The 18,189-nt window shown below is 70.6% G+C and carries 16 protein-coding genes; 8 read left to right on the top strand and 8 right to left on the bottom strand.

Annotated elements, in window-relative coordinates:
* Window position 1: 1 nt before the first annotated feature.
* The 7 genes from A6W98_RS19460 to A6W98_RS19430 are packed head-to-tail and all read left to right on the top strand — an operon-like array spanning window position 2 to window position 5,974.
* Window positions 2–331 (top strand): hypothetical protein, encoded by a 330-nt coding sequence (locus A6W98_RS19460; protein WP_042465638.1) that lies wholly within the window; start codon window positions 2–4, stop codon window positions 329–331.
* A complete protein-coding gene (locus A6W98_RS19455; protein ID WP_231098458.1) occupies window positions 328–774 on the top strand; it encodes a GPW/gp25 family protein in 447 nt (148 codons plus the stop codon). Before A6W98_RS19460 ends, A6W98_RS19455 begins: the two co-directional genes overlap by 4 nt.
* On the top strand, window positions 771–3,305 hold the full coding sequence (locus tag A6W98_RS19450) for a baseplate J/gp47 family protein (RefSeq protein WP_042465634.1): 2,535 nt from the start codon (window positions 771–773) through the stop codon (window positions 3,303–3,305). Before A6W98_RS19455 ends, A6W98_RS19450 begins: the two co-directional genes overlap by 4 nt.
* Window positions 3,292–3,846 carry a hypothetical protein gene (locus A6W98_RS19445; protein ID WP_042465633.1) on the top strand — a complete coding sequence of 185 codons (555 nt, stop codon included), beginning with the start codon at window positions 3,292–3,294 and terminating at the stop codon, window positions 3,844–3,846. The genes A6W98_RS19450 and A6W98_RS19445 overlap by 14 nt, the downstream gene beginning before the upstream one ends.
* Window positions 3,847–3,850: 4 nt before the next feature.
* Entirely contained in the window at window positions 3,851–5,182 is a 1,332-nt protein-coding gene (locus A6W98_RS19440) for a PASTA domain-containing protein (protein ID WP_052678165.1), read from the top strand.
* Between the two features lie 23 nt (window positions 5,183–5,205).
* Window positions 5,206–5,514, top strand: coding sequence for a hypothetical protein (locus tag A6W98_RS19435; protein ID WP_042465630.1), 309 nt, complete (start codon window positions 5,206–5,208; stop codon window positions 5,512–5,514).
* Window positions 5,515–5,524: 10 nt separating this feature from the next.
* Window positions 5,525–5,974: a hypothetical protein gene (locus tag A6W98_RS19430; protein WP_042465627.1), complete on the top strand. Its 450-nt coding sequence runs from the start codon at window positions 5,525–5,527 to the stop codon at window positions 5,972–5,974.
* Here A6W98_RS19430 and A6W98_RS19425 read toward each other — a convergent pair.
* The 5 genes from A6W98_RS19425 to A6W98_RS19400 form a co-directional block, all read right to left on the bottom strand.
* Entirely contained in the window at window positions 5,952–6,668 is a 717-nt protein-coding gene (locus A6W98_RS19425; RefSeq protein WP_052678164.1) for a hypothetical protein, read from the bottom strand. The two genes, A6W98_RS19430 and A6W98_RS19425, sit on opposite strands and share 23 nt — an antisense overlap.
* A 601-nt stretch (window positions 6,669–7,269) precedes the next feature.
* The gene (locus A6W98_RS19415; RefSeq protein WP_414478773.1) at window positions 7,270–8,394 is read right to left on the bottom strand and encodes an acyl-CoA dehydrogenase family protein; all 1,125 of its coding nucleotides are present in this window, start codon (window positions 8,392–8,394) and stop codon (window positions 7,270–7,272) included.
* Entirely contained in the window at window positions 8,394–9,575 is a 1,182-nt protein-coding gene (locus A6W98_RS19410; protein ID WP_042465619.1) for an acetyl-CoA C-acyltransferase, read from the bottom strand. The genes A6W98_RS19415 and A6W98_RS19410 overlap by 1 nt, the downstream gene beginning before the upstream one ends.
* Window positions 9,576–9,585: 10 nt before the next feature.
* Window positions 9,586–10,344: an SDR family NAD(P)-dependent oxidoreductase gene (locus tag A6W98_RS19405; RefSeq protein ID WP_042465616.1), complete on the bottom strand. Its 759-nt coding sequence runs from the start codon at window positions 10,342–10,344 to the stop codon at window positions 9,586–9,588.
* A 13-nt stretch (window positions 10,345–10,357) separates the two neighbouring features.
* A complete protein-coding gene (locus A6W98_RS19400) occupies window positions 10,358–12,019 on the bottom strand; it encodes an AMP-binding protein (protein ID WP_042465613.1) in 1,662 nt (553 codons plus the stop codon).
* Window positions 12,020–12,163: 144 nt separating this feature from the next.
* On the opposite strand from A6W98_RS19400, the gene A6W98_RS19395 reads away from it, so the two are divergent.
* Entirely contained in the window at window positions 12,164–13,150 is a 987-nt protein-coding gene (locus tag A6W98_RS19395) for an AraC family transcriptional regulator (protein ID WP_042465610.1), read from the top strand.
* A 606-nt stretch (window positions 13,151–13,756) separates the two neighbouring features.
* On the opposite strand, the gene A6W98_RS19390 is transcribed toward A6W98_RS19395, so the two are convergent.
* The 3 genes from A6W98_RS19390 to A6W98_RS19380 form a co-directional block, all read right to left on the bottom strand.
* A complete protein-coding gene (locus A6W98_RS19390; protein WP_052678163.1) occupies window positions 13,757–14,818 on the bottom strand; it encodes a siderophore-interacting protein in 1,062 nt (353 codons plus the stop codon).
* A gap of 103 nt (window positions 14,819–14,921) precedes the next feature.
* Window positions 14,922–16,007: a TroA family protein gene (locus A6W98_RS19385; RefSeq protein ID WP_042465606.1), complete on the bottom strand. Its 1,086-nt coding sequence runs from the start codon at window positions 16,005–16,007 to the stop codon at window positions 14,922–14,924.
* Entirely contained in the window at window positions 16,001–18,145 is a 2,145-nt protein-coding gene (locus A6W98_RS19380; RefSeq protein ID WP_042465603.1) for a TonB-dependent siderophore receptor, read from the bottom strand. Before A6W98_RS19380 ends, A6W98_RS19385 begins: the two co-directional genes overlap by 7 nt.
* Between the last annotated feature and the right edge of the window lie 44 nt (window positions 18,146–18,189).

The following is an 18,189-nucleotide window of genomic DNA, read 5'->3' as shown; positions in this document are numbered from 1 at the left end:
CATGCGGGTTTTGGTGGAACCGGCGACGATCGTCTGTGCCCATGGCGGCACGATCCCGCAGCGGGCCTCGCAGGGTTTCGTGACGGTGATGGGCGCGCCGGTGCTGATCGAGCCCGACCCGGTGCCGCGGCGGGTCGATCACTGCCCGCTGCCGCCGCCGCAGAAGAAATGCCTGACCACGATCACCGTCACGGCGGGCTATTCGCGCTTCGTGACCATCGGCGGGCGGCCGGTCTGCCTCGAGACGCTCGCGGGGCTGACCGAGGGCTCGCCGGTCGGCACCTGGCGGGTGCTGGCGTCGGGGCAGGCGCTGGTGGAGTGCAGCGGATGATTGGCCGGACCGTCATGCTGCAGGGGCTCGATTTCAGGCTGGGGGCGGGCGTGGGTGCGTCGCGGGCCGCGGGGCCGGGGGCCGGGCATACCGGCGCGCTGGCGCTGCTGCCCGAGGCCGCCTGCATCCGCCAGGACCTGCTGCTTCTGTTGCTGACGGTGCCGGGCGAAAGGGTGATGCGGCCCGCTTATGGCTGCCATCTGGACCGGCTGCTGTTTCAGCCCAATGACGAGACCCTGGCGGGGCTTGCGATCCATTACGTGCGCCAGGCGGTGGCCCGGTTCGAGCCGAGGATCGAGATCCTGCGCCTCGATGCCGGGCGCCCGGCGGAGGCCGGGGCGGGCAACCTGCTCGAGATCGTGCTGAGTTACCGGATCCGCCGTAGCCGGACCGAGGACGGGCTGGTATTGCAGGTCGATCTGGACGCGGGGGGCACGCCATGAGCCTGCCGCTGCCGCAGCTGGCCGACCGCGATTTCGCGGCCCTGGTCGAGGAGGCGCTGGCCCGTGCCCGGCAGACCTGCCCCGAATGGACCGATGTGTCGCCCGCTGATCCCGGCCGTGCCCTGATCGAGGCCTTCGCCCATCTGACCGACGTGATGATCTTCCGGCTGAACCGGCTGCCGAGAAAGCTCTACGTGGCCTTCCTGAACCTTCTGGGCGGCGAGCTGCGCCCGCCCTCGGCCGCGACCGCGATGCTGGAATTCCGCCGCGAGGCCGCCGGGGGTGCCGACGCGGCCCCGCTCGCCGTGACGATCCCCGCGGGCACCCGGATCGGCGGCCGGGGCGAGGGCGCGCCGGTCTTCGTGACGCTGGACCAGGCGGTGCTGGCGGCCGATGCCCAAAGCGTCGCGGTGCGCGCGATCCATGCCGCCTGGGTCGAGGGCGACTTGCTGTCCGAGGGGGTCGAGGGTCCGGGCGCGGTGCTGGCGCTGACACGCGGCCCGGTGATCGCGCCGCTGCCCTATGAGACCGGCATCTTGCTGGGCGTCGAGGACGATGCGGGCGGGCGCCCGCTGCGCCGGTTCGGGGGCCGGGATTTCGCGCTCTGGCCCGGGCTCGAAACCCCGTTTGAGCTGTTCTCGGACGGTCCCGGCTTTTACTGCGCGCGGGGCGCCGGGCGGGTCTTCCTGCCGCGCGCGGCCCCGGGTAGCGCGGGCGTGCCCCGGCCCGACGCGCAGATCCGGGCCTGGTATCTGACCGGCGGCGGGGCGGCGGGCAACGTCGCGGCCGGGACGCTGACCGATCTGCGCGACCCGATCCCGGGGCTGGCGGTGCGCAATCCCGAACGCGCCGCGGGCGGGCGCGATGCCGAACCGCTGGAGACAGCGCTGGAACGGATCCCGCGCGAGGTGTTTTCCGACCGCCGCGCCGTCACCGCGCGGGATTTCGAGGCCCTCGCCACCGGCGAGGGCGGGGTGGCGCGGGCCCAGGCGCGGACCGGGGTGCAGCTTTGGGCCCATGCCGAGCCGGGCTCGGTCGAGCTGTTGCTGGTGCCCGAACCGGCTCCCGGCCAGTCCGACGCGGTGGGGCGCCGCGCCGGGATCGAGGCCCTGCAGACCGAGGAGCTGCGCGGCCGCATCGCCCGCCTCATCGCTGCCCGCAAGCCGCTGGGGGTGACGGTCAATGTCGCCTGGGCAAGGCTGAAGCCCCTGTCGATCCGGGTCGATGTCGAGATCGAGCCCGACGCGCCCGAGGATGCGATCCTGCGCCGGATCGAGGCGGCGCTCGACCGGCTGATCTCGCCTTTCCGCGACTGGCCGCCGGGCCGTCCGATCCGGCCCGCCGATGTCTATGGCACGGTGCTGGCCGAACCGGGGGTGCGCAGCGCCCGCTCGGTGGTCTTCGAGGTCGCCGAGGCGCCCGATGCCGATGTCCGCGACGCGGTGCCCGACCCGCATCAGCCGCGCACATGGTTCGTGGCCGCGGGCGACCGGATCTTCCGGTCGCTGAATGACGGCGCCAGCTGGGAAAGCCTCGCCCGCCAGGAGGGCTGTCCGGCGATCGCGGTGCGGCCGCATCCGCGCCGCCCCGGTCTGGTTGCCGCGGTCTGGGCCGAGGGCGGGAACCAGACCGAGGACGGCTCGCGCCTGGCGGTCAGCTTCGATTGCGGCGAGACCTGGCAAAGCGACGCGATCCGCTTCGACAGCTGGATCTACGATCTGGCCTGGCTGGGAACGGCGGCCGACCCGGTGCTGCTGATCGCCACCCGCGCGGGGCTCTACAGCTGGCAGGTCCGCGCCGAGGCCCTGCAGCGGCGGCTGCCGGTTGCGGCCGGTGTCGATGCGGTGGGCCTCTATGCGGTGCTGGCCACCGGAACCGCGCTCGGCCGCCCGGTGGTGGCAGTGGCGGCGCGGGAACAGCGGGGGGTATGGATCTCCTACGATCCGCTGGAGCCGGGCAGTTTCGTCGCGACCGGGCTCGAGGGCAGCGACATCCGGGTTCTGGACGCCGCCGATCTGGCGGGCGGACGCTATATCTGGGCGGGGGCGCGGGCCACCGGCGGCAGTGCGGGCGAGGGTGCGTTCCGGCTGAACCTGCCGGAACGGCCACAGGATCTGGATGCCTGGCAGCCCCTGCGCGCGCGCTGGCGGGGGGGCTCCTGCCTGGGCTTCGCCTTTCTCGGGACCCGGGCCTGGGCGGGGTCCTTCGATGCCGGGGTGCTCGAGGCCGATCTGGGCGCCGACCCAATCGCCTGGACCGCGCCCGAGGTCGATATCGGCCTGCCCTTCCGCAGCCGCGAGAACCTGTTCGAGCCGGTCGCGGCGCTGGCCGCGCGCGCTGCCGGTCCCGGCGGGCCCGGGCTGATGATGGCGGCCGGGCCGCGCGGGCTTTACGCGCGGGGCGCAGACGGCGGGCCCTTCGCCGCCACGTCGCAGACCCTGTTCGAGAACGAGGTCCGGCTGCCCGCGCCCTGGCTCTTTGCCTCGGAGCCCCATCTTGTCAGGGTGATCGGGTCCGATGACACGCCATGAGATCGCAGCCCTTCTGCCCGAGATCCTGCGCGAGGCCGACCGCCCCGCCTCGCCCTTCCGCGCGCTGCTCGAGGCGATGGCGGGGCTGGCCGATCCGGTGGACCGCGAGATCGACGGGCTCGACGCCCAGATCGACCCAAGGCGCTGCCGCGACCGGATGCTGGGGATGCTGCTGGGATGGCTGGATCTGGGGCCGGTGGCCGGGGCGGTCGCGCGCCATGTCCGCGATCCGGCCCTGCGCGACGCGCGGCTCCGGCGGCTGGCGCTGGCCGCACCCGCGCTGCTGCCCCGGCGCGGGACCCAAGCCGGTCTGCGCGACATGCTGGCGGCGGCCTCGGGGCTGGAGGCGCTGCAGCTGCGCGAGAGCCTGCCCGGCGACGGCCCCGGCTTTCGCCCGTTTCATGTGGTTATCGAATATCCTCGGCCGACCCGGCCCGCCCGCGCCCTGATCCGGGATGTGGCCGAGCTGGAAAAGCCGGTCTTCGTCAGTTTCGAGATCGTCGAATTGTCCGCACCGGAAGATAGCGAGGAAGGAGCCTGAGGGAATGCCCAGTTTCGAGATCGATACCCCGCAGCTTGTGATCGAGCCCTCCGGCAGCCTGCAGGTCGGCATTTCCAACAGTGCCAACCAGGCCCGGACCTGCCGCCTCGAGATCGCCGCCGAGGATGCCGAGGCCGCGGGTTGGATCGCGATCTCGCCCTGGCAGGAACGCAATCTGCAACCGAACGAGCGCAGCGAGATCACGCTGAGCCTGACCCTGCCGCCTGGCGCGGCTGCCGGTCCGCGGCGGTTCCGGCTGCTGGCGGTCGAGGTCTCCAACCCCGATGAGGATGTGGCCCGCAGCCCCGATTTCCGCTTCGAGGTGCCGGGGTCCGGAGGCGGCGGCAAGCTGCCGCTCTGGCCGTTCATCGCGGCGGGGGTCGCGGCGCTTCTGCTGGTGATCGGGGTCGGTGCCTATCTGTTCTGGCCTGCCGGCACGGCGCAGGTGCCGGGACTGAGCGGGCTGACCCTGGCGGCGGCCGAGGCCCGTCTGGAGGCGGAGGATCTGGCGGTGGGCCGGGTCGACCGGCGCGAAAGCGGCAGCGCCGCGCCGGGCACCATCCTTGCTCAGGATCCGGGCGAGGGCGCCGAGCTCGCGCCGGGCTCGGCGGTGGCGCTGACCGTGGCGACCGAGCCGGCCCGGGCGGAGGTGCCGAACCTGGTTGGCCTGAGCCAGGACAAGGCCCGAAACGTTCTGCGCGACCGCGGGCTGCGCATGGGCGGAACTGCGACCCGGGAAAGCGGCAGCGTCGCGCCGGGCACCGTCCTTGCCCAGAACCCGGGCGAGGGCGCCGAGGTCGCGCCGGGCTCGGCGGTGGCGGTGGTTCTGGCGGCCGCACCCAGGGTGACTGTCGACGAGGACTGCATCCGCCACAATCCGGGCAATATCGCCGCAAAGCAGATCGGCGGCCGCTGGAAGATCGTCGATGGCAGCCACTGGATGCTGGATTTCGGCACCGATGCGGACAGCGCGAAGAAGGTGCTGGCGGTGCTGAAGGCCTATGGCGCCGACCGGATCTGCTATGTGTCCCGGCCGCAGCCGCCGATGATGTATATCCTGAACGGCGACAGCGCCCCGAGCGCCACCGCCGCGACCCGGCAGCGGCTGGCTGCGGCGGGGCTGGGCCGCGAGGATTGCATCGGTTTCGATCCGGCGACACTGGATCTGGAAAGCGGCGGCGCGGGGGTGACGCTGGTCAGCGACCGCAGCCGGATGATCCGCTTCCGCAACATGGACGAGGCGAAGAAGGCCATGCTGGTGATCCGCAAGCACGGTTTCACCCGGCAATGCTTCGTCGGCCGTCCGAACCCCGAATTCAAGTATTTCCTGCGCTGACATCTGAACGAAAGGAGAAAGACATGGCGCTTGCACTTCCCAAGACGATGAAGAAGGCGGTTCATATTATCGGTATCTTGTGCGCGGCTGCGGCCGGGCTTGCCCTGATCATCCACGGCGCGCTCATCACCAGCGCGCCGATGGAAATCGCCTGGGGCGCGATCTTCCTGGCCGGGTCGCTTCTTGCCGTGCTCGGCGGGGCGACGGCCAGTCCCCGGGGCGGCATCGACCCGCCCTCGCCAGGGGCGAAGTTCACCCGGATCGCCGACTGGGCCTGGTATTGCATCGCGGCCCTTGTGGTGGTGGGCATCGTCCTGAGCTTCGTGATCTAGGTCGCGCGCAATGGGCGTGAAGGGCGCGGTGGCGCTGCTTCTGGTCTTCGGTCTCGTCTTCTACCTGACGCTGGGGGCGGGGCTGATGACCGGACGAGGCGGCGGCCCGCCCGAAGCCGACAGTTTCAGCGCCCCGGGATGGACCGGGGCGCTGGAGCGGATCGTCGCGCCGTTCCGGCCGCGGCTGAAACTGTCCCGGACCCGCTTCGTCTTCACCGAGGCCGGGGTCATCGATGTGCCGAGGATTTCGGGCGACGCGATGCGTCGGGCCAGCTTCGTTGTCGAGGGACGGGGGCAGCTGGTCTATTCCTGCCCGGGATGCGACGGGGATCAGGTCTGGCCGGAGGAAGGCACCCGCGATTTCGGCAAGGTGAGCTTCGCGATCTTCCCCTCGGGCGGCCGGATCGCGGTCCGTCCCCGGAGCCGCCAGCTGGTGCTTACGTTGCGGGACGGGCGGTGAGAAGCGAGCGGATCGCGCGGACAAGCCCCGGCAGGTTGCCGATGAACAGCACCGCGATCCAGACCAGCGCGAGGACCGAGGTGATCAGCGCCGCCAGCGCATCGGTGATCGCGGCGAGAAAGCCCGGTACCAAGGCGTGCAGGAGCGCTGTCAGCCAGGTCAGGGCCAGCGAGCTGGCGATCACCAGCATCAGGATCTTCATCTTCAGGAAGCGCTGATGGGCAAGGATCAGGCAGATCGCGAAGCCCAGCTTGAAGGCCATGATCGCGGCCAGCGCGGTGGCGGCCTTTGCGGTCGGGAAATCCGCGAAGGCGGCGAAATAGGCCATGGTACCGAAGGGGACCGCCAGAAGCAGGGTCAGCATCAGCATCAGCGCCGCGAAGGCCGCGAGGATCAGGGCCAGCACCAACAACCCGCCGATCAGCGCCAGCAGGATGCCGATCGCCGCCTGCACCCGGCCTGCCAGCGCGGGCCAGAGGAAGGCCAGCGCGATGGCGGCGGTGGCATAGACCAGGATCAGGTCGATGGCGGCAAGGTAGGGCACGCCGAAGCCGGGCGAGACATCGGGAAGCTGCCCTCCGGGCGGCGGCACCAGCGCGGGCCAAACCAGACCCAGCCCGATCTCGAACGAGACCGCGAAGGCCAGCAGCACCAGCGCCAGCACGAAGAACGGCATGCGGAGGGTCTCGATCACGGGGCGGCTTCCCCTTTGTACGAGCTTGTCGGCGCATGATACCGCAGAAGGCGCCCTTCTCAAGAATCGTCTCGGTGCCAGCCGGCGCCCGGCGTCTGTCAGGACAGGGGGCTACGGAGGAAAGGCGGCCGGCGGTCATGGCGGTCGCAGGGGGCGGCGTTCGGGCGATGGCGCGGCGGGGGCTTCGGTCCCGTCCCCTGTCCCTCGCCTTGGCCCTTGCCGGGGCCTGGTCGCGCCTGGTCCGGTTTTCGTGTCAGCCGGTTCCGGATGCGCTGTCCGAGCAAGCCGGATCACCTGTCCAGGCGGGGGACGCCGTGGGCAGCTACCGAGCGGATGCGATGACGGTATCTGCCGTGCCGGGCGCAAGGGACCAAGCGGGCCAAGCGGCGTGAGCGCGGGCTCCTTTGTGGGCAGTTCTGCGAGGGCATCACCTTCGGAGGCCCCCGGACCGGGGAGCGCGGGGGGGCCGCACCCGCAGCTGCGCGGACCCGCTCCGCCTTGCCCTTGTGCCCCCAGGCGCTTCGTCGGCGGGACTCGGTCGGGACAGGCGCATCCCGGGGGAGGGCTCCGCCACGTCCCTGGACAGCCCGCCTTTGCCCGCTCAGAGTCCGCGGGCGATGACCATGCGCTGCACCTCGCTGGTGCCCTCGTAGATCTGGCAGACCCGGACGTCGCGATAGATCCGCTCGACCGGGTAGTCGGCCAGATAGCCGTAGCCGCCATGGATCTGGATTGCTGCCGAACAGACCTCTTCGGCCATTTCCGAGGCGAAGAGCTTGGCCATGCTGGCCTCGGTCAGGCAGGGCTTGCCCGTCTCTCGCAGCTCGGCCGCGCGCAGGACCAGAAGCCGCGCCGCGTCGATCCTCGTCGCCATGTCTGCCAGCTTGAAGGCCACCGCCTGATGCTCGACAATCGGGCGGCCGAAGGCGATCCGCTCGCGGGCATAGGCCAGCGCCGCCTCATGGGCCGCGCGCGCCATGCCGACCGCCTGCGCCGCGATGCCGATCCGGCCGCCCTCGAGGTTCGACAGCGCGATCCGGTAGCCCTCGCCCTCGGCGCCCAGCAGGTTTTCGGCGGGCACGCGCATGTTGTCGAAGGCCAGCGCGCAGGTATCCGTGGCATGCTGGCCGAGCTTCCGCTCGACCGAGACGACCTTGTAGCCTTGGGTATCGGTGGGAACGATGAAGGCCGATATGCCCTTCTTGCCGGCCGCCTTGTCGGTCACGGCGAAGACGATCACCACCGCGCCGTTCTTGCCCGAGGTGATGAACTGCTTGGCGCCGTCGATGACATAGTGATCGCCCTCGCGCCGGGCCGTGGTCTTCAGCGCCGAGGCGTCCGATCCGGCCTGCGGCTCGGTCAGGGCAAAGCCGCCGATCCACTCGCCCGCGGCCATCTTCGGCAGGAACCGCGCCTTCTGTTCTTCGGTGCCGTAGCGCAGGATCGGCATGCAGCCGACCGAACTATGGACCGAGACGATGGTGGAACAGGCGCCATCGGCGGCGGCGATCTCTTCCAGCGCCAGCGCATAGGCCAGCATGCCGGTATCGGACCCGCCATGGGCCTCGGGCACCAGCATGCCCATGAAGCCAAGCTCGCCCAGCTCGGTCAGCTCGGCCCGCGGAAAGGCATGGTCGCGGTCGCGGGCGGCGGCGCCGGGGGCAAGGCGGCCCTGCGCAAAGGCGCGGGCGGCCTCGCGGATCTGGTCCTGTTCTTCCGTCAGCATCAGGCGAACCTTTCCACGGCCATGGCGGTGGCCTCGCCGCCGCCGATGCAGAGCGAGGCGACGCCGCGTTTCAGCCCGTGGGTTTCGAGCGCCGCCAGCAGCGTGACCAGCACCCGCGCCCCCGAGGCGCCGATGGGATGGCCGAGCGCGCAGGCCCCGCCATGGACATTGACGATGTCATGCGAGAGGCCGAGATCGCGGATCGCGGCCATGGCGACGACGGCGAAGGCCTCGTTGACCTCGAACAGGTCGATCTCGGACAGCGTCAGCCCGGTGCGCTCCATCAGCTTGCGGATCGACCCGATGGGGGCGGTCGGGAACAGCGAGGGCTTGTCGGCATGGGTGGCATGGCCGAGGATCTTCGCCAAGGGCGTCAGGCCCCGGCGCTCGGCCTCGGAGGCGCGCATCAGGACCAAGGCGGCGGCGCCGTCCGAGATCGACGAGCTGTTGGCCGCGGTCACGGTGCCGCCCTCGCGGAAGGCGGGTTTCAGCGACGGGATCTTCTCGGGGCGGGCCTTGCCGGGCTGTTCGTCGGTGTCGATCACCTGCTCGCCCTTGCGGGTGGCGAGGGTCACGGGCGCGATCTCGGCCCGGAACCGGCCTTCGGTTATGGCGGCATTGGCGCGGTCGAGCGAGGCGATGGCATAGGCGTCCTGGGCCTCGCGGGTGAATTGGTAGGTCTCGGCGCAATCCTCGGCGAAGGTGCCCATCAGCCGGCCCCTGTCATAGGCGTCCTCGAGCCCGTCGAGGAACATGTGATCCTTCACCTCGCCATGGCCCATCCGGTAGCCGCCACGGGCTTTGGGCAACAGATAGGGGGCGTTCGACATGCTCTCCATGCCGCCTGCGACGGCCACCTGCGCCGACCCGGCGGCGATCAGGTCATGGGCCAGCATCGCGGCCTTCATCCCCGAGCCGCACATCTTGTTGACGGTGGTGGCGCCCGCGCTTAGCGGCAGGCCCGCCCCCAGCGCCGCCTGCCGGGCCGGGGCCTGACCCTGGCCCGCGGGCAGCACGCAGCCCATCAGGATTTCCTCGACCGCCTCGGGGTCCAGCCCGCCAAGGGCTGCGCGGATCGCGGTGGCGCCAAGTGCCGGGGCGTCGGCAGCGGCAAGATCGCCCTGAAAGCCGCCCATGGGGCTGCGCCGGGCACCGGTGATGACGATGGGATCGGAGGTCATTGCGGTCTCCTCATTTCGGGGCCATGCGAAGCGCGCCGTCCAGCCGGATCACCTCGCCGTTCAGCATCTGGTTCTCGACGATCGAGCGCACCATCCGGGCGTATTCCTCGGGGCGGCCCAGCCGGGGCGGGTAGGGCACGGTGGCGCCAAGGCTGTCCTGCACCTCCTGCGGCAGGCCCGCCATCATCGGCGTGGCGAAGATGCCGGGCGCGATGGCCATGACCCGGATCGCGTGGCGGGCCAGTTCGCGGGCAGCCGGAAGCGTCATCGCCGCGATGCCGCCCTTCGAGGCCGCATAGGCGATCTGGCCGATCTGGCCGTCGAAGGCGGCGACCGAGGCGGTGTTGACGATCACGCCGCGTTCCTCGCCCTCGTTGCCGGCCATCGCCTCGGCGGCGAGGCGCATCATGTTGAAGCTGCCACCGAGGTTGATCGTGATCGCGCGCTGGAAGCTGTCCAGCCCATGCGGGCCGTTCCGGCCCAGAAGCCTTTCGCCCGGCGCGATGCCCGCGCAGTTCACCAGCACATGGAGCCCGCCGAAGGCCTCGACCGCGGCATCGACCGCCGCCTGGCCATCCTCTCCGGAGGTGACGTCGGTCTGCACGAAGCGGGCGGCCTCGCCCAGCTCCTGCGCCATGGCCTCTCCGGCCTCGGCATTGATGTCGGCCAGAAGCACGCGGCCGCCCGCGGCCACGGCCATCGCGGCCACCGCCGCGCCAAGGCCCGAGGCCGCACCGGTGACCAGGAAGACCCGGTTCTCGATCTGCATGTCTTGTCCGTTCCTATCTGACGTTCTGTTTCTCGACCTCGGCCTTGCGCAGCAGGAAGCGCTGGATCTTGCCGGAGGGGGTCTTGGGCAGGCTGTCGACGAAATCGATCAGCCGCGGATAGGCATGGGCCGAGAGCCGTTTCTTCACATGCTGCTGCAGCTCTTCGCAGAGCGCGTCGCTGGCCTCATGGCCCTTGCCGAGGATGACGAAGGCCTTGACCAGCTCGGTGCGTTCGGGGTCGGGGATGCCGACCACGGCGGCCTCGATCACGGCCGGATGCTCGATCAGCGCGCTTTCCACGTCGAAGGGACCGATCCGGTAGCCCGAGGAGGTGATGACGTCATCCGCGCGCCCGATGAAGCTGAGCGAGCCGTCGGGCTCGATCTCGACGGAATCGCCGGTGCGGTAATAGCCGCCCGCGATTGCCGGGGTCTCGGTGCCGTAATAGCCGGTGAACCACAGCAGCGGCGAATTCGCGATATCGACGGCCAGTTCGCCGGGGCTGTTCGGAGGCTGTTCGTTGCCCGCCTCGTCCAGCACCGCGATCCGGTAGCCGGGCATCGCATATCCGGCCGAGCCGGGGCGCACGTCATGTTCAAGCCCGTGATGGTTGTTCACGCACATGCCGAGCTCGGTCTGGCCGTAATGGTCATGGATCGCGACCGAGAGATGCTTTTCGAACCAGTGGATGATCTCGGGGTTCAGCGGCTCGCCCGCCGAAGAGACGGTGCGCAGCTTGCCCTTGATCGGGGCCACGGCCTCGGGCCCCGCCGCGATCAGCATCCGGAAGGCGGTGGGCGAGCCCGCGAGGCTGGTGATGCCCAGCTCGTCGATCAGCCGGATCGTGGTCTCGGCCGAGAAACCGCCCTCGTGCAGCGTGGTCGCGGCGCCCAGCAGCAGCGGCCCGCAGACGGCGTAGTAAAGCCCGTAGGCCCAGCCCGCATCGGCGAGGTTCCAGAAGGTGTCGTCCTCATGCAGGCCGATCCCGTCGCGCATGTAGACCGCGAAGGCCAGCATCGCGCGTTGCGGCACCATCAGCGCCTTGGGCAGCCCGGTGGTGCCCGAGGTCGACATCACCATGAAGGGCGCATCCTTGTCGCGCAGGACCGGGGCGAACTCGGCCGGGGCGGCGGCGCGCTCGGCGCAGAGGTCGATATCGCCCGCTGGCAGCGGGGTGTCCGCGTCGCGGATCACGGCCACGGGCGGGCAATCGGGGATCTCGTCCAGCTTGCCGCGTTGGGCGGCGGTGGTGACGATCATCCGGGTGCCGGCGCAGGTCAGGCGGTGCTCGATGGCCTTGGGGCCGAAGGCGGTGAAAAGCGGCTGGTAGACCGCCCCCAGCCGCCAGACCCCGAGGATGGTGGCGATCAGATCGAGGGTGCGGGGCAGAAGACCGGCCACCACGTCGCCCGGGCCGACGCCATGGGCCTTGAGCACATTGGCCGTGCGGGCGGAAAGTTCGCGCAGGTCCTCGAAGGTGTATTCGGCAAGGCTGCCCCCGGCCGAGACGGTGCGCAGCGCCACCAGGTCGCGTCCGCAATGGCGGTCGCAGCATTCGACGGCGGCGTTCAGCCCGGCGTCCAGATCGCCCGCGAGGCTGGCGATTTCGTCCTCGATGGAAAAGCGGGCATGTGCGTCTGCGTAATCGCGGCGCGCGATCCGGTCTAACTTCATATGTCGTCCTCCCTGACCCCTCCGCCCGCGTCTTCGGGGCGGTCTCCCGGGGTCCGGTGGCATACTGTCGCGGGGGTGCATTGCAAACAATGACGCAATCATCCAAAATCGGTGATCGGTTTTGCAATGATATCGGGGCAGGGCATGCAAAGGCGGATCGTCTCGGCCGGGTTTGTCGCGGATGCGCTGGAACCGCTGGTGCGGCGCGGCATCGACCCGGCGCCCCTGCTGGCCGGGGCCGGGATCGCCGCGGCGGACGGGCCGGTGACCAACCAGGAATACGGGCGGTTGTGGCTGGCGGTGGCCGAGGCTCTGGACGACGAGTTCTTCGGGCTGGGGGCGCGGCCGATGCGGCCGGGCGGCTTCGTGTTCCTTGGCCATGCGGTGCTGCATGCGGCGACGCTGAATGTGGCGCTCAGGCGCGCCTTGCGGTTTCTGGGCGTGCTTCTGGAAGATCCCAGCGGCAGCTTGCGGGTGGCGGACGGGCAGGCCGAGATCGTGCTGAGCGACCGGCGCGGGCTGCGCTCGGCCTTTGCCTACCGGACCTACTGGCTGGTGCTGATGGGGCTGTCCTGCTGGCTGATCGGGCGGCGTATCCCTCTGACGCGGCTCGATTTCGCCTGTGCGGCGCCGCCGAACCGGGCCGATTACCAGCGCTTCTTCGGCGCCCCGGTGCAGTTCGGCCAGGCCGAAAGCAGGCTGTGTTTCGCGGCCCGCTATCTGGAACTGCCGACGATCCGCGACGAACGCGCGCTGAAGCTTTTCCTGGCCGGGGCGCCCGCGAATATCCTGGTGCGCTACCGCCACGATCAGGGGCTGTCGGCGCGGATCCGGGTGCGGCTGCGGGGGACCGATCCCGCGCTCTGGCCTGATCTGGAGCAGGTGGCGCGCGAACTGGCGCTGTCGCCCGCGACGCTGAGGCGGCGGCTGCGCGCCGAGGGGCAGGGATGGCAGGCGATCCGCGACGATCTGCGCTTTGCCGAAAGCCGGAGGCTGCTGGCCGGAACCGGCGAGAGCGTGGCGGCGATTGCGCTGCGCATCGGTTATGCCGAGCCGAGCGCGTTTCACCGGGCCTTCCTGAAATGGTCGGGCGAGACCCCGGCGGCCTATCGCGCGGCGCGCGCGGGCTGAGCCCGGGGGCCTTCGGCGATCAGGTGCCCGAGGGACGGCTTCGGAAGCGGTGCTCTTGGGCAAGATGGTGGCCGTTGGGAAGAGGCAACCCCTGCGGCGCGGCTGCCCAGCAGGGCGGGCAAGACGGAACGCCCGAGGCGTCTGGCTTCCTGGCGCCGGCATCTTCTATCGCGCGCCGGGCAGGTCGCGATCCGGTGCAGTCGTTGCCTGAAACTGCCGGTCCCGAATGGCTGGCACGGCCCCACAGGATGGCCGGGAATGGTCGGTTCGTCCCCGGCCAGCGAAGCCATGAGCGTTCTGCCGCCGTTCAGGCTCTGGACAAGGCGTGGCCCGACGGTCTCCAGCAACCGGATCGCATCGCGTGAGAGGATGACGACCGGTTCGGGGCCCTGGATTGGGCCGGGGCGGCAGGGAAGAGCGGCTCAGTGGAGAACCGGGACGCGAGGCGGAAGGATGTGAACGGCACCAAATCTGGCCGGGCCCGAAGATCGGGCTCGGGGGCGATGACTTTATACCGCTCGGTTTTGCCTTGTACCGCTCTGGGGCGCATTGCGCAGGTCCAGGACCCGGCCCTGTCGCGGCCCGGGTTCGGGGCCGCGCCTCCTCTCAGTCGTCGTGGTCGTCGCGTCTGGCGTCGCCGCGCCGTCCGCGCCGCCAGTAGGTGCCGATCTCCTTCCGCTCGGCGGGCAGGGCGGCGGCGATCCGGCGGGCCTCATGAACCAGCGCGTGTTCGGCGCCGACCCAGACCCGCGCCTCGGGCCGGGCGGCCAGAGCCTCGGCGAAGCACCCGGCGGCACTGGCGGCGAAGCCCTCGGGGCCCAGCAGCAGGGTTTCGAGCGGCGAGGCGGGCAGATAGCCGGCATCGTCCGGACGCAACGGCGTGATCACGCAGCCTTCGGCGCTGGCGGGCAGGGCCTCGAGGATCCGCAGGAGGGCGGGCAGCGCGGTGGCGTCGCCCATCAGGATCAGCGGCCGGTCGGTCGCGGGGGGCAGGCCGCCGCCGGGGCCCATGATGCCGATCCGGTCGCCGGAACGGGCGGCGCGGGCCCAGTCCGAGATCTGGCCGTCCGGATGATCGACGAAATCGATTGCCACGCGGCCCGCCTCGGCGTCCAGTTCGAGCAGGGTGAAATAGCGCACATGCAGCCGGTCGGCGCCCTTCGGCCAGCGCGTGGCGCCATTGGCCGCGACCCCGGGCCAGACCGGGCTCCGGCTCCGGTCGGCGGGCAGCATCAGCTTGACATGGATGCCGTCGCGGGTCAGCGGCTCGAGATCCTCGCCCGCGAGATGGAGCCGGGTCATGCCCTCGACCGGGCGGGACCGCTCCAGCACCGTCAGCAGCCGGAAATTGGGCGGCGTCCGGTGGCTGTCGGCGCCCTCGTCCCCGGGCCAGCGCAGCGTGCGCGCGGCCTCGGGATCGGCCTCTTCGAGGTGATGCGCGACCGCCTCCTTGAGGAAGTAGAGCGTGTTCGGGCTGACCCCCGACAGCCGGATCCGCATCCGCCCCGGGACGGTCAGGAATTCCAGCCGGTTGCCCTGGAAGGAAAAGGCCAGATGCCCGGGGGCGTCGATCTCGGGCGGGATGTCGTGGCTTTTGGCATGGGCCGACAGCGCGGCATGGGCGGTCTCGGCCCCGGGGAAGGCCAGTTCGGTTTCGACGTCGATCAAGGGAGCTCTCCTCTCAGTGCCTTTCGCAAGGCCCTTTTCAGGGCCCTTGCAGGTGCCTTGCGGGGTGCCGGAAGGGCGGGAAACGGGTGCGCTCGGGCGCCGGTCAGGCCGCGTCCAGCGACAGCCAGAGCGGGCCGGGCAGGGGCCTGGCAAACCGGTCGTTCAGCGCGGTCAGCGTCCTGCGGGGATCGAGGTTCGCGCCGGTTTCGGGATGCAGCCAGGCGCCGAGGCAGTCGGCCAGCACCGGCGCCATCAAGGGCGCGGTCGCGAGCCCGGACCAGATGCCGTGGACCCGGCCCGCGCGCGTGGCCGAGCTGTCCTTCAGCGCCGGGCGGGCGGCGGCGCGGGCAAGGCCCTCGCGGCCCCGCTCCGGGTCCAGCCCCGGCGCGATGCCCGGTTGCAGCTCGGGGGCGAAGCTGCCGCCGGTGGCGATATAGACCTCGGGATCGAAGGCGATCAGGCCCTCGGGGCCGAGCTTCGCGCCCCAGCCATCCGACGCTTCCAGCAGATGGCCGCCCGCGATCTCGAAGATCCCGCCCCAGAAGGCGTGGCCCGCGGCCCAGCAGCAGGTGTCATAGGTCGACATGATTTCCATGTAGGTCCGGGGCCGGGGCCCGGAGGTGGCGGCGCGGACCGCGTCGAAGCGGGCGCGGCCCCAGGCGGCCAGCCCGCGCGCCGCCTTGGGTCGGTCCAGCACCGCGCCCCAGAACCCCATCGCCCGGTCGAGCTTGTCCCCGGGCCGCAGCGCCCTGTCATGGCCGCCGGTCCAGGCCAGCGGGATCCCGGCGGCGCGCAGGACGCTTTCCAGCACCGATCCGCCGGGCGGCAGCATATAGGCGCTGGCCACCACCAGATCCGGGGACAGCGCCAGGATGCCCTCGGCCGAGACGGTGTCGGGCGAGAGCTTGCCGACCACGGGCAGACCCTCGGGCGCCAGCCAGTCGGCGCGCCCCAGATCCAGCCGGGGCACGCTGGCCCAGCCCGCCAGCCGCGCGCCCGGCTCGGTGATCAGGGCGGCCATCGAGATCAGGTCGGTCGCGTCCAGAAGCACGATCCGTTCGGGGGGCGCGGGCAGCGCGACGCGGTTGCCCAGAACGTCGCGGGCCTCGATCCCCGCGTCCGCCCGGGCCAGCCGGGGGGCAGTCAATGCCGCCGCCGCCCCGGTCAGAAATCCGCGCCGGCCTACCATGTCTTGCGCAGCCCGACGGTGACGATCCGGCCCTCTCCGTACTGGCAGAAATAGTCGTAGCTGCAGCTGGAATAATAGGTCTCGTCGAACAGGTTGCGGACGTTCAGCGTGGCCTCGAGCCCGGCCAGCGACGGGTTGCGCGCGCCCAGATCGTAGCGGATCGCCAGGTCGGCCAGGGTATAGGACCCGGATTTCAGGCTGTTGGCATCGTCGCCATAGCTCGATCCCACGAAGCGGACGCCGCCGCCCAGTTCCAGCCCGTCAAGCCTGCCGTCGAAGCTGCGGTTCAGCCAGAGCGAGCCGAAATAATCCGGCACCGCCTGCGGCCGGTTGCCGATGATCGCAGGATTGGACGAGGCCCGTACCTCTGTATCCAGCAGGGTCAGCGCGCCGATCAGCTCGAGCCGCTCGGTCAGCTTGCCGCGGCCCTCGAATTCCACCCCGCGCGAGCGGATCTTGCCGGTCTGGATGAAATAGCCCGGCACATCGCCCGGGGTCAGCACATTGGTCTGGTCGATGCTGAAGGCGGCCATGGTGAACAGCGCGTCCATGCCCGGCGGCTGGTACTTGATCCCCAGCTCCCACTGCTCGGATTCGGTGGGCACGAAGGGATCGCCCGCGGCATCGACGCCCGAGGTCGGCTCGAGCGAGGTCGAATAGCTGACATAGGGCGCGGCACCGTTGTCGAAGAGGTAAAGCAGGGCGGCGCGGTAGGAGGTGTTGTCGCTGCTCTGTTCGGTGGTGGTCCCGCTCAGCCGGTTCAGGCTGTCGGTCTCGATCCGGTCATGGCGCAGGCCCAGCACCGCGCGGAACCGGCCGAAGGAGAGCTGGTCGGTCAGGTAGATCCCGGCCTGCCGGGTGGTCTGGTGGCTGTCGGTCATGGTCGTGAACGGACCCGAGACGCCGCCATAGACCGGGTCGGTCACGTCGAGCGGCGCGGCCGAGGTGTAGGAATACTGCCAGTCGCTGTCATTCCACAGCAGATCGGCCCCCGCCAGCAGCCGGTGCGAGACCGCGCCGGTCTGGAAGCGGTATTCCAGATTGCTGTCCCAGTTCAGCGCCCGCGCCGTCTCGTCCGAGATCAGGGCATTCCGCGCGAGCATGCCCGAGGCGTCGAGCGGCGCGCCCATCTGCAGGCCCTTCATATCCGCGTCGATGCGGCCGTAGCGCAGTTTCGAGCGCAGCGTCAGATCGGCCGAGAAGGCATGTTCCAGCCCGGCATTCAGCGCCCATTGGGTGCGTTCGAAACTGTCGAAATCCGGGTCGCCGATATTGAAGTCGCGGTCGAGATAGCGGGCATAGGCCGAGGGCGCGGCGCCCTTGGGATAGATCGAGTTGAAATAGCCGCCTTCGGGGTCGTCCTGCCAGTAGCCGCCGAAGGTCAGCCTCGTATCGGCCGAAGGCTGCCAGACCAGGACCGGGGCGATGGCATACCGTTTTTCGTCGACATCGCGATAGCGGGTGTTCGCGCTGCGGCCGATGGCGGTCAGGCTGTATTGCAGGGTGCCTGCCGCGTCGAGGGTGCCATGCTGCTCGAACCCAGCCTGCACGCGGTCATGGGTGCCGTATTCCAGCCGCGCCTCGCCGCCGGTGCTGCCATCGGGGGCGCGGCTGACCATGTTGACCAGACCGCCGGTGCTCGACGGCCCGTAAAGCAGCGCCGAGGGGCCCTTGAGCACATCGACCCGGTCCAGCAGGAACGGATCGACGGCGGGCTGGGCGAAGGCCTGGCCGCGCGGCAGCCGCAGTCCGTCGAGGGAGCTCACGAATTGCGACGAGATGCCGAAGCCGCCGAAGCCCCGCAGGAACACGCTGTCATAGCGGGTCGAGGCGTCGATCTCGGACAGCACGCCCGAGGTGTAGCGCAGCGCCTGGCCCACGGTCTGGGTGTTCTGGTCGTCGAACTGCTTGCGGGTCAGCACGGTCAGCGCCTGGGGCGTCTCGACCACCGGCGTATCGGTCTTGGTGGCCGAGCGCATGTCCGGCAGCGCGTAGGAGCTCGACGTGTCGGCCACGTCGGCCTGCAGCACGATGGCCTCAAGCGCGTAGGCATCGTCCTGTGCGGCGGCGGCGGTTGCGGCCGTGCCGAGTGCGGCCGCCAGTGCCGCGGTCGTCCTGCCCAAGGTTCCTCTGTCCATCCGGCATCTCCGTTCCCTGAATGTCGAAGCGGCGTTAGCAAAAC

Source organism: Rhodovulum sulfidophilum DSM 1374, assembly GCF_001633165.1.
GTDB classification, from domain to species: Bacteria; Pseudomonadota; Alphaproteobacteria; order Rhodobacterales; family Rhodobacteraceae; genus Rhodovulum; species Rhodovulum sulfidophilum.
This window is presented reverse-complemented; position numbering and strand designations above follow the sequence as displayed.

Bases quoted from the DNA above. Each gene is read 5' to 3' on its own strand.
- A6W98_RS19385 (WP_042465606.1), bottom strand. From the start codon at position 16,007: ATGGTAGGCCGGCGCGGATTTCTGACCGGGGCGGCGGCGGCATTGACT.
- A6W98_RS19380 (WP_042465603.1), bottom strand. From the start codon at position 18,145: ATGGACAGAGGAACCTTGGGCAGGACGACCGCGGCACTGGCGGCCGCA.
- A6W98_RS19395 (WP_042465610.1), top strand. From the start codon at position 12,164: ATGCAAAGGCGGATCGTCTCGGCCGGGTTTGTCGCGGATGCGCTGGAA.
- A6W98_RS19400 (WP_042465613.1), bottom strand. From the start codon at position 12,019: ATGAAGTTAGACCGGATCGCGCGCCGCGATTACGCAGACGCACATGCC.
- A6W98_RS19430 (WP_042465627.1), top strand. From the start codon at position 5,525: ATGGGCGTGAAGGGCGCGGTGGCGCTGCTTCTGGTCTTCGGTCTCGTC.
- A6W98_RS19410 (WP_042465619.1), bottom strand. From the start codon at position 9,575: ATGACCTCCGATCCCATCGTCATCACCGGTGCCCGGCGCAGCCCCATG.
- A6W98_RS19460 (WP_042465638.1), top strand. From the start codon at position 2: ATGCGGGTTTTGGTGGAACCGGCGACGATCGTCTGTGCCCATGGCGGC.
- A6W98_RS19440 (WP_052678165.1), top strand. From the start codon at position 3,851: ATGCCCAGTTTCGAGATCGATACCCCGCAGCTTGTGATCGAGCCCTCC.
- A6W98_RS19415 (WP_414478773.1), bottom strand. From the start codon at position 8,394: ATGCTGACGGAAGAACAGGACCAGATCCGCGAGGCCGCCCGCGCCTTT.
- A6W98_RS19445 (WP_042465633.1), top strand. From the start codon at position 3,292: ATGACACGCCATGAGATCGCAGCCCTTCTGCCCGAGATCCTGCGCGAG.
- A6W98_RS19450 (WP_042465634.1), top strand. From the start codon at position 771: ATGAGCCTGCCGCTGCCGCAGCTGGCCGACCGCGATTTCGCGGCCCTG.
- A6W98_RS19405 (WP_042465616.1), bottom strand. From the start codon at position 10,344: ATGCAGATCGAGAACCGGGTCTTCCTGGTCACCGGTGCGGCCTCGGGC.
- A6W98_RS19455 (WP_231098458.1), top strand. From the start codon at position 328: ATGATTGGCCGGACCGTCATGCTGCAGGGGCTCGATTTCAGGCTGGGG.
- A6W98_RS19435 (WP_042465630.1), top strand. From the start codon at position 5,206: ATGGCGCTTGCACTTCCCAAGACGATGAAGAAGGCGGTTCATATTATC.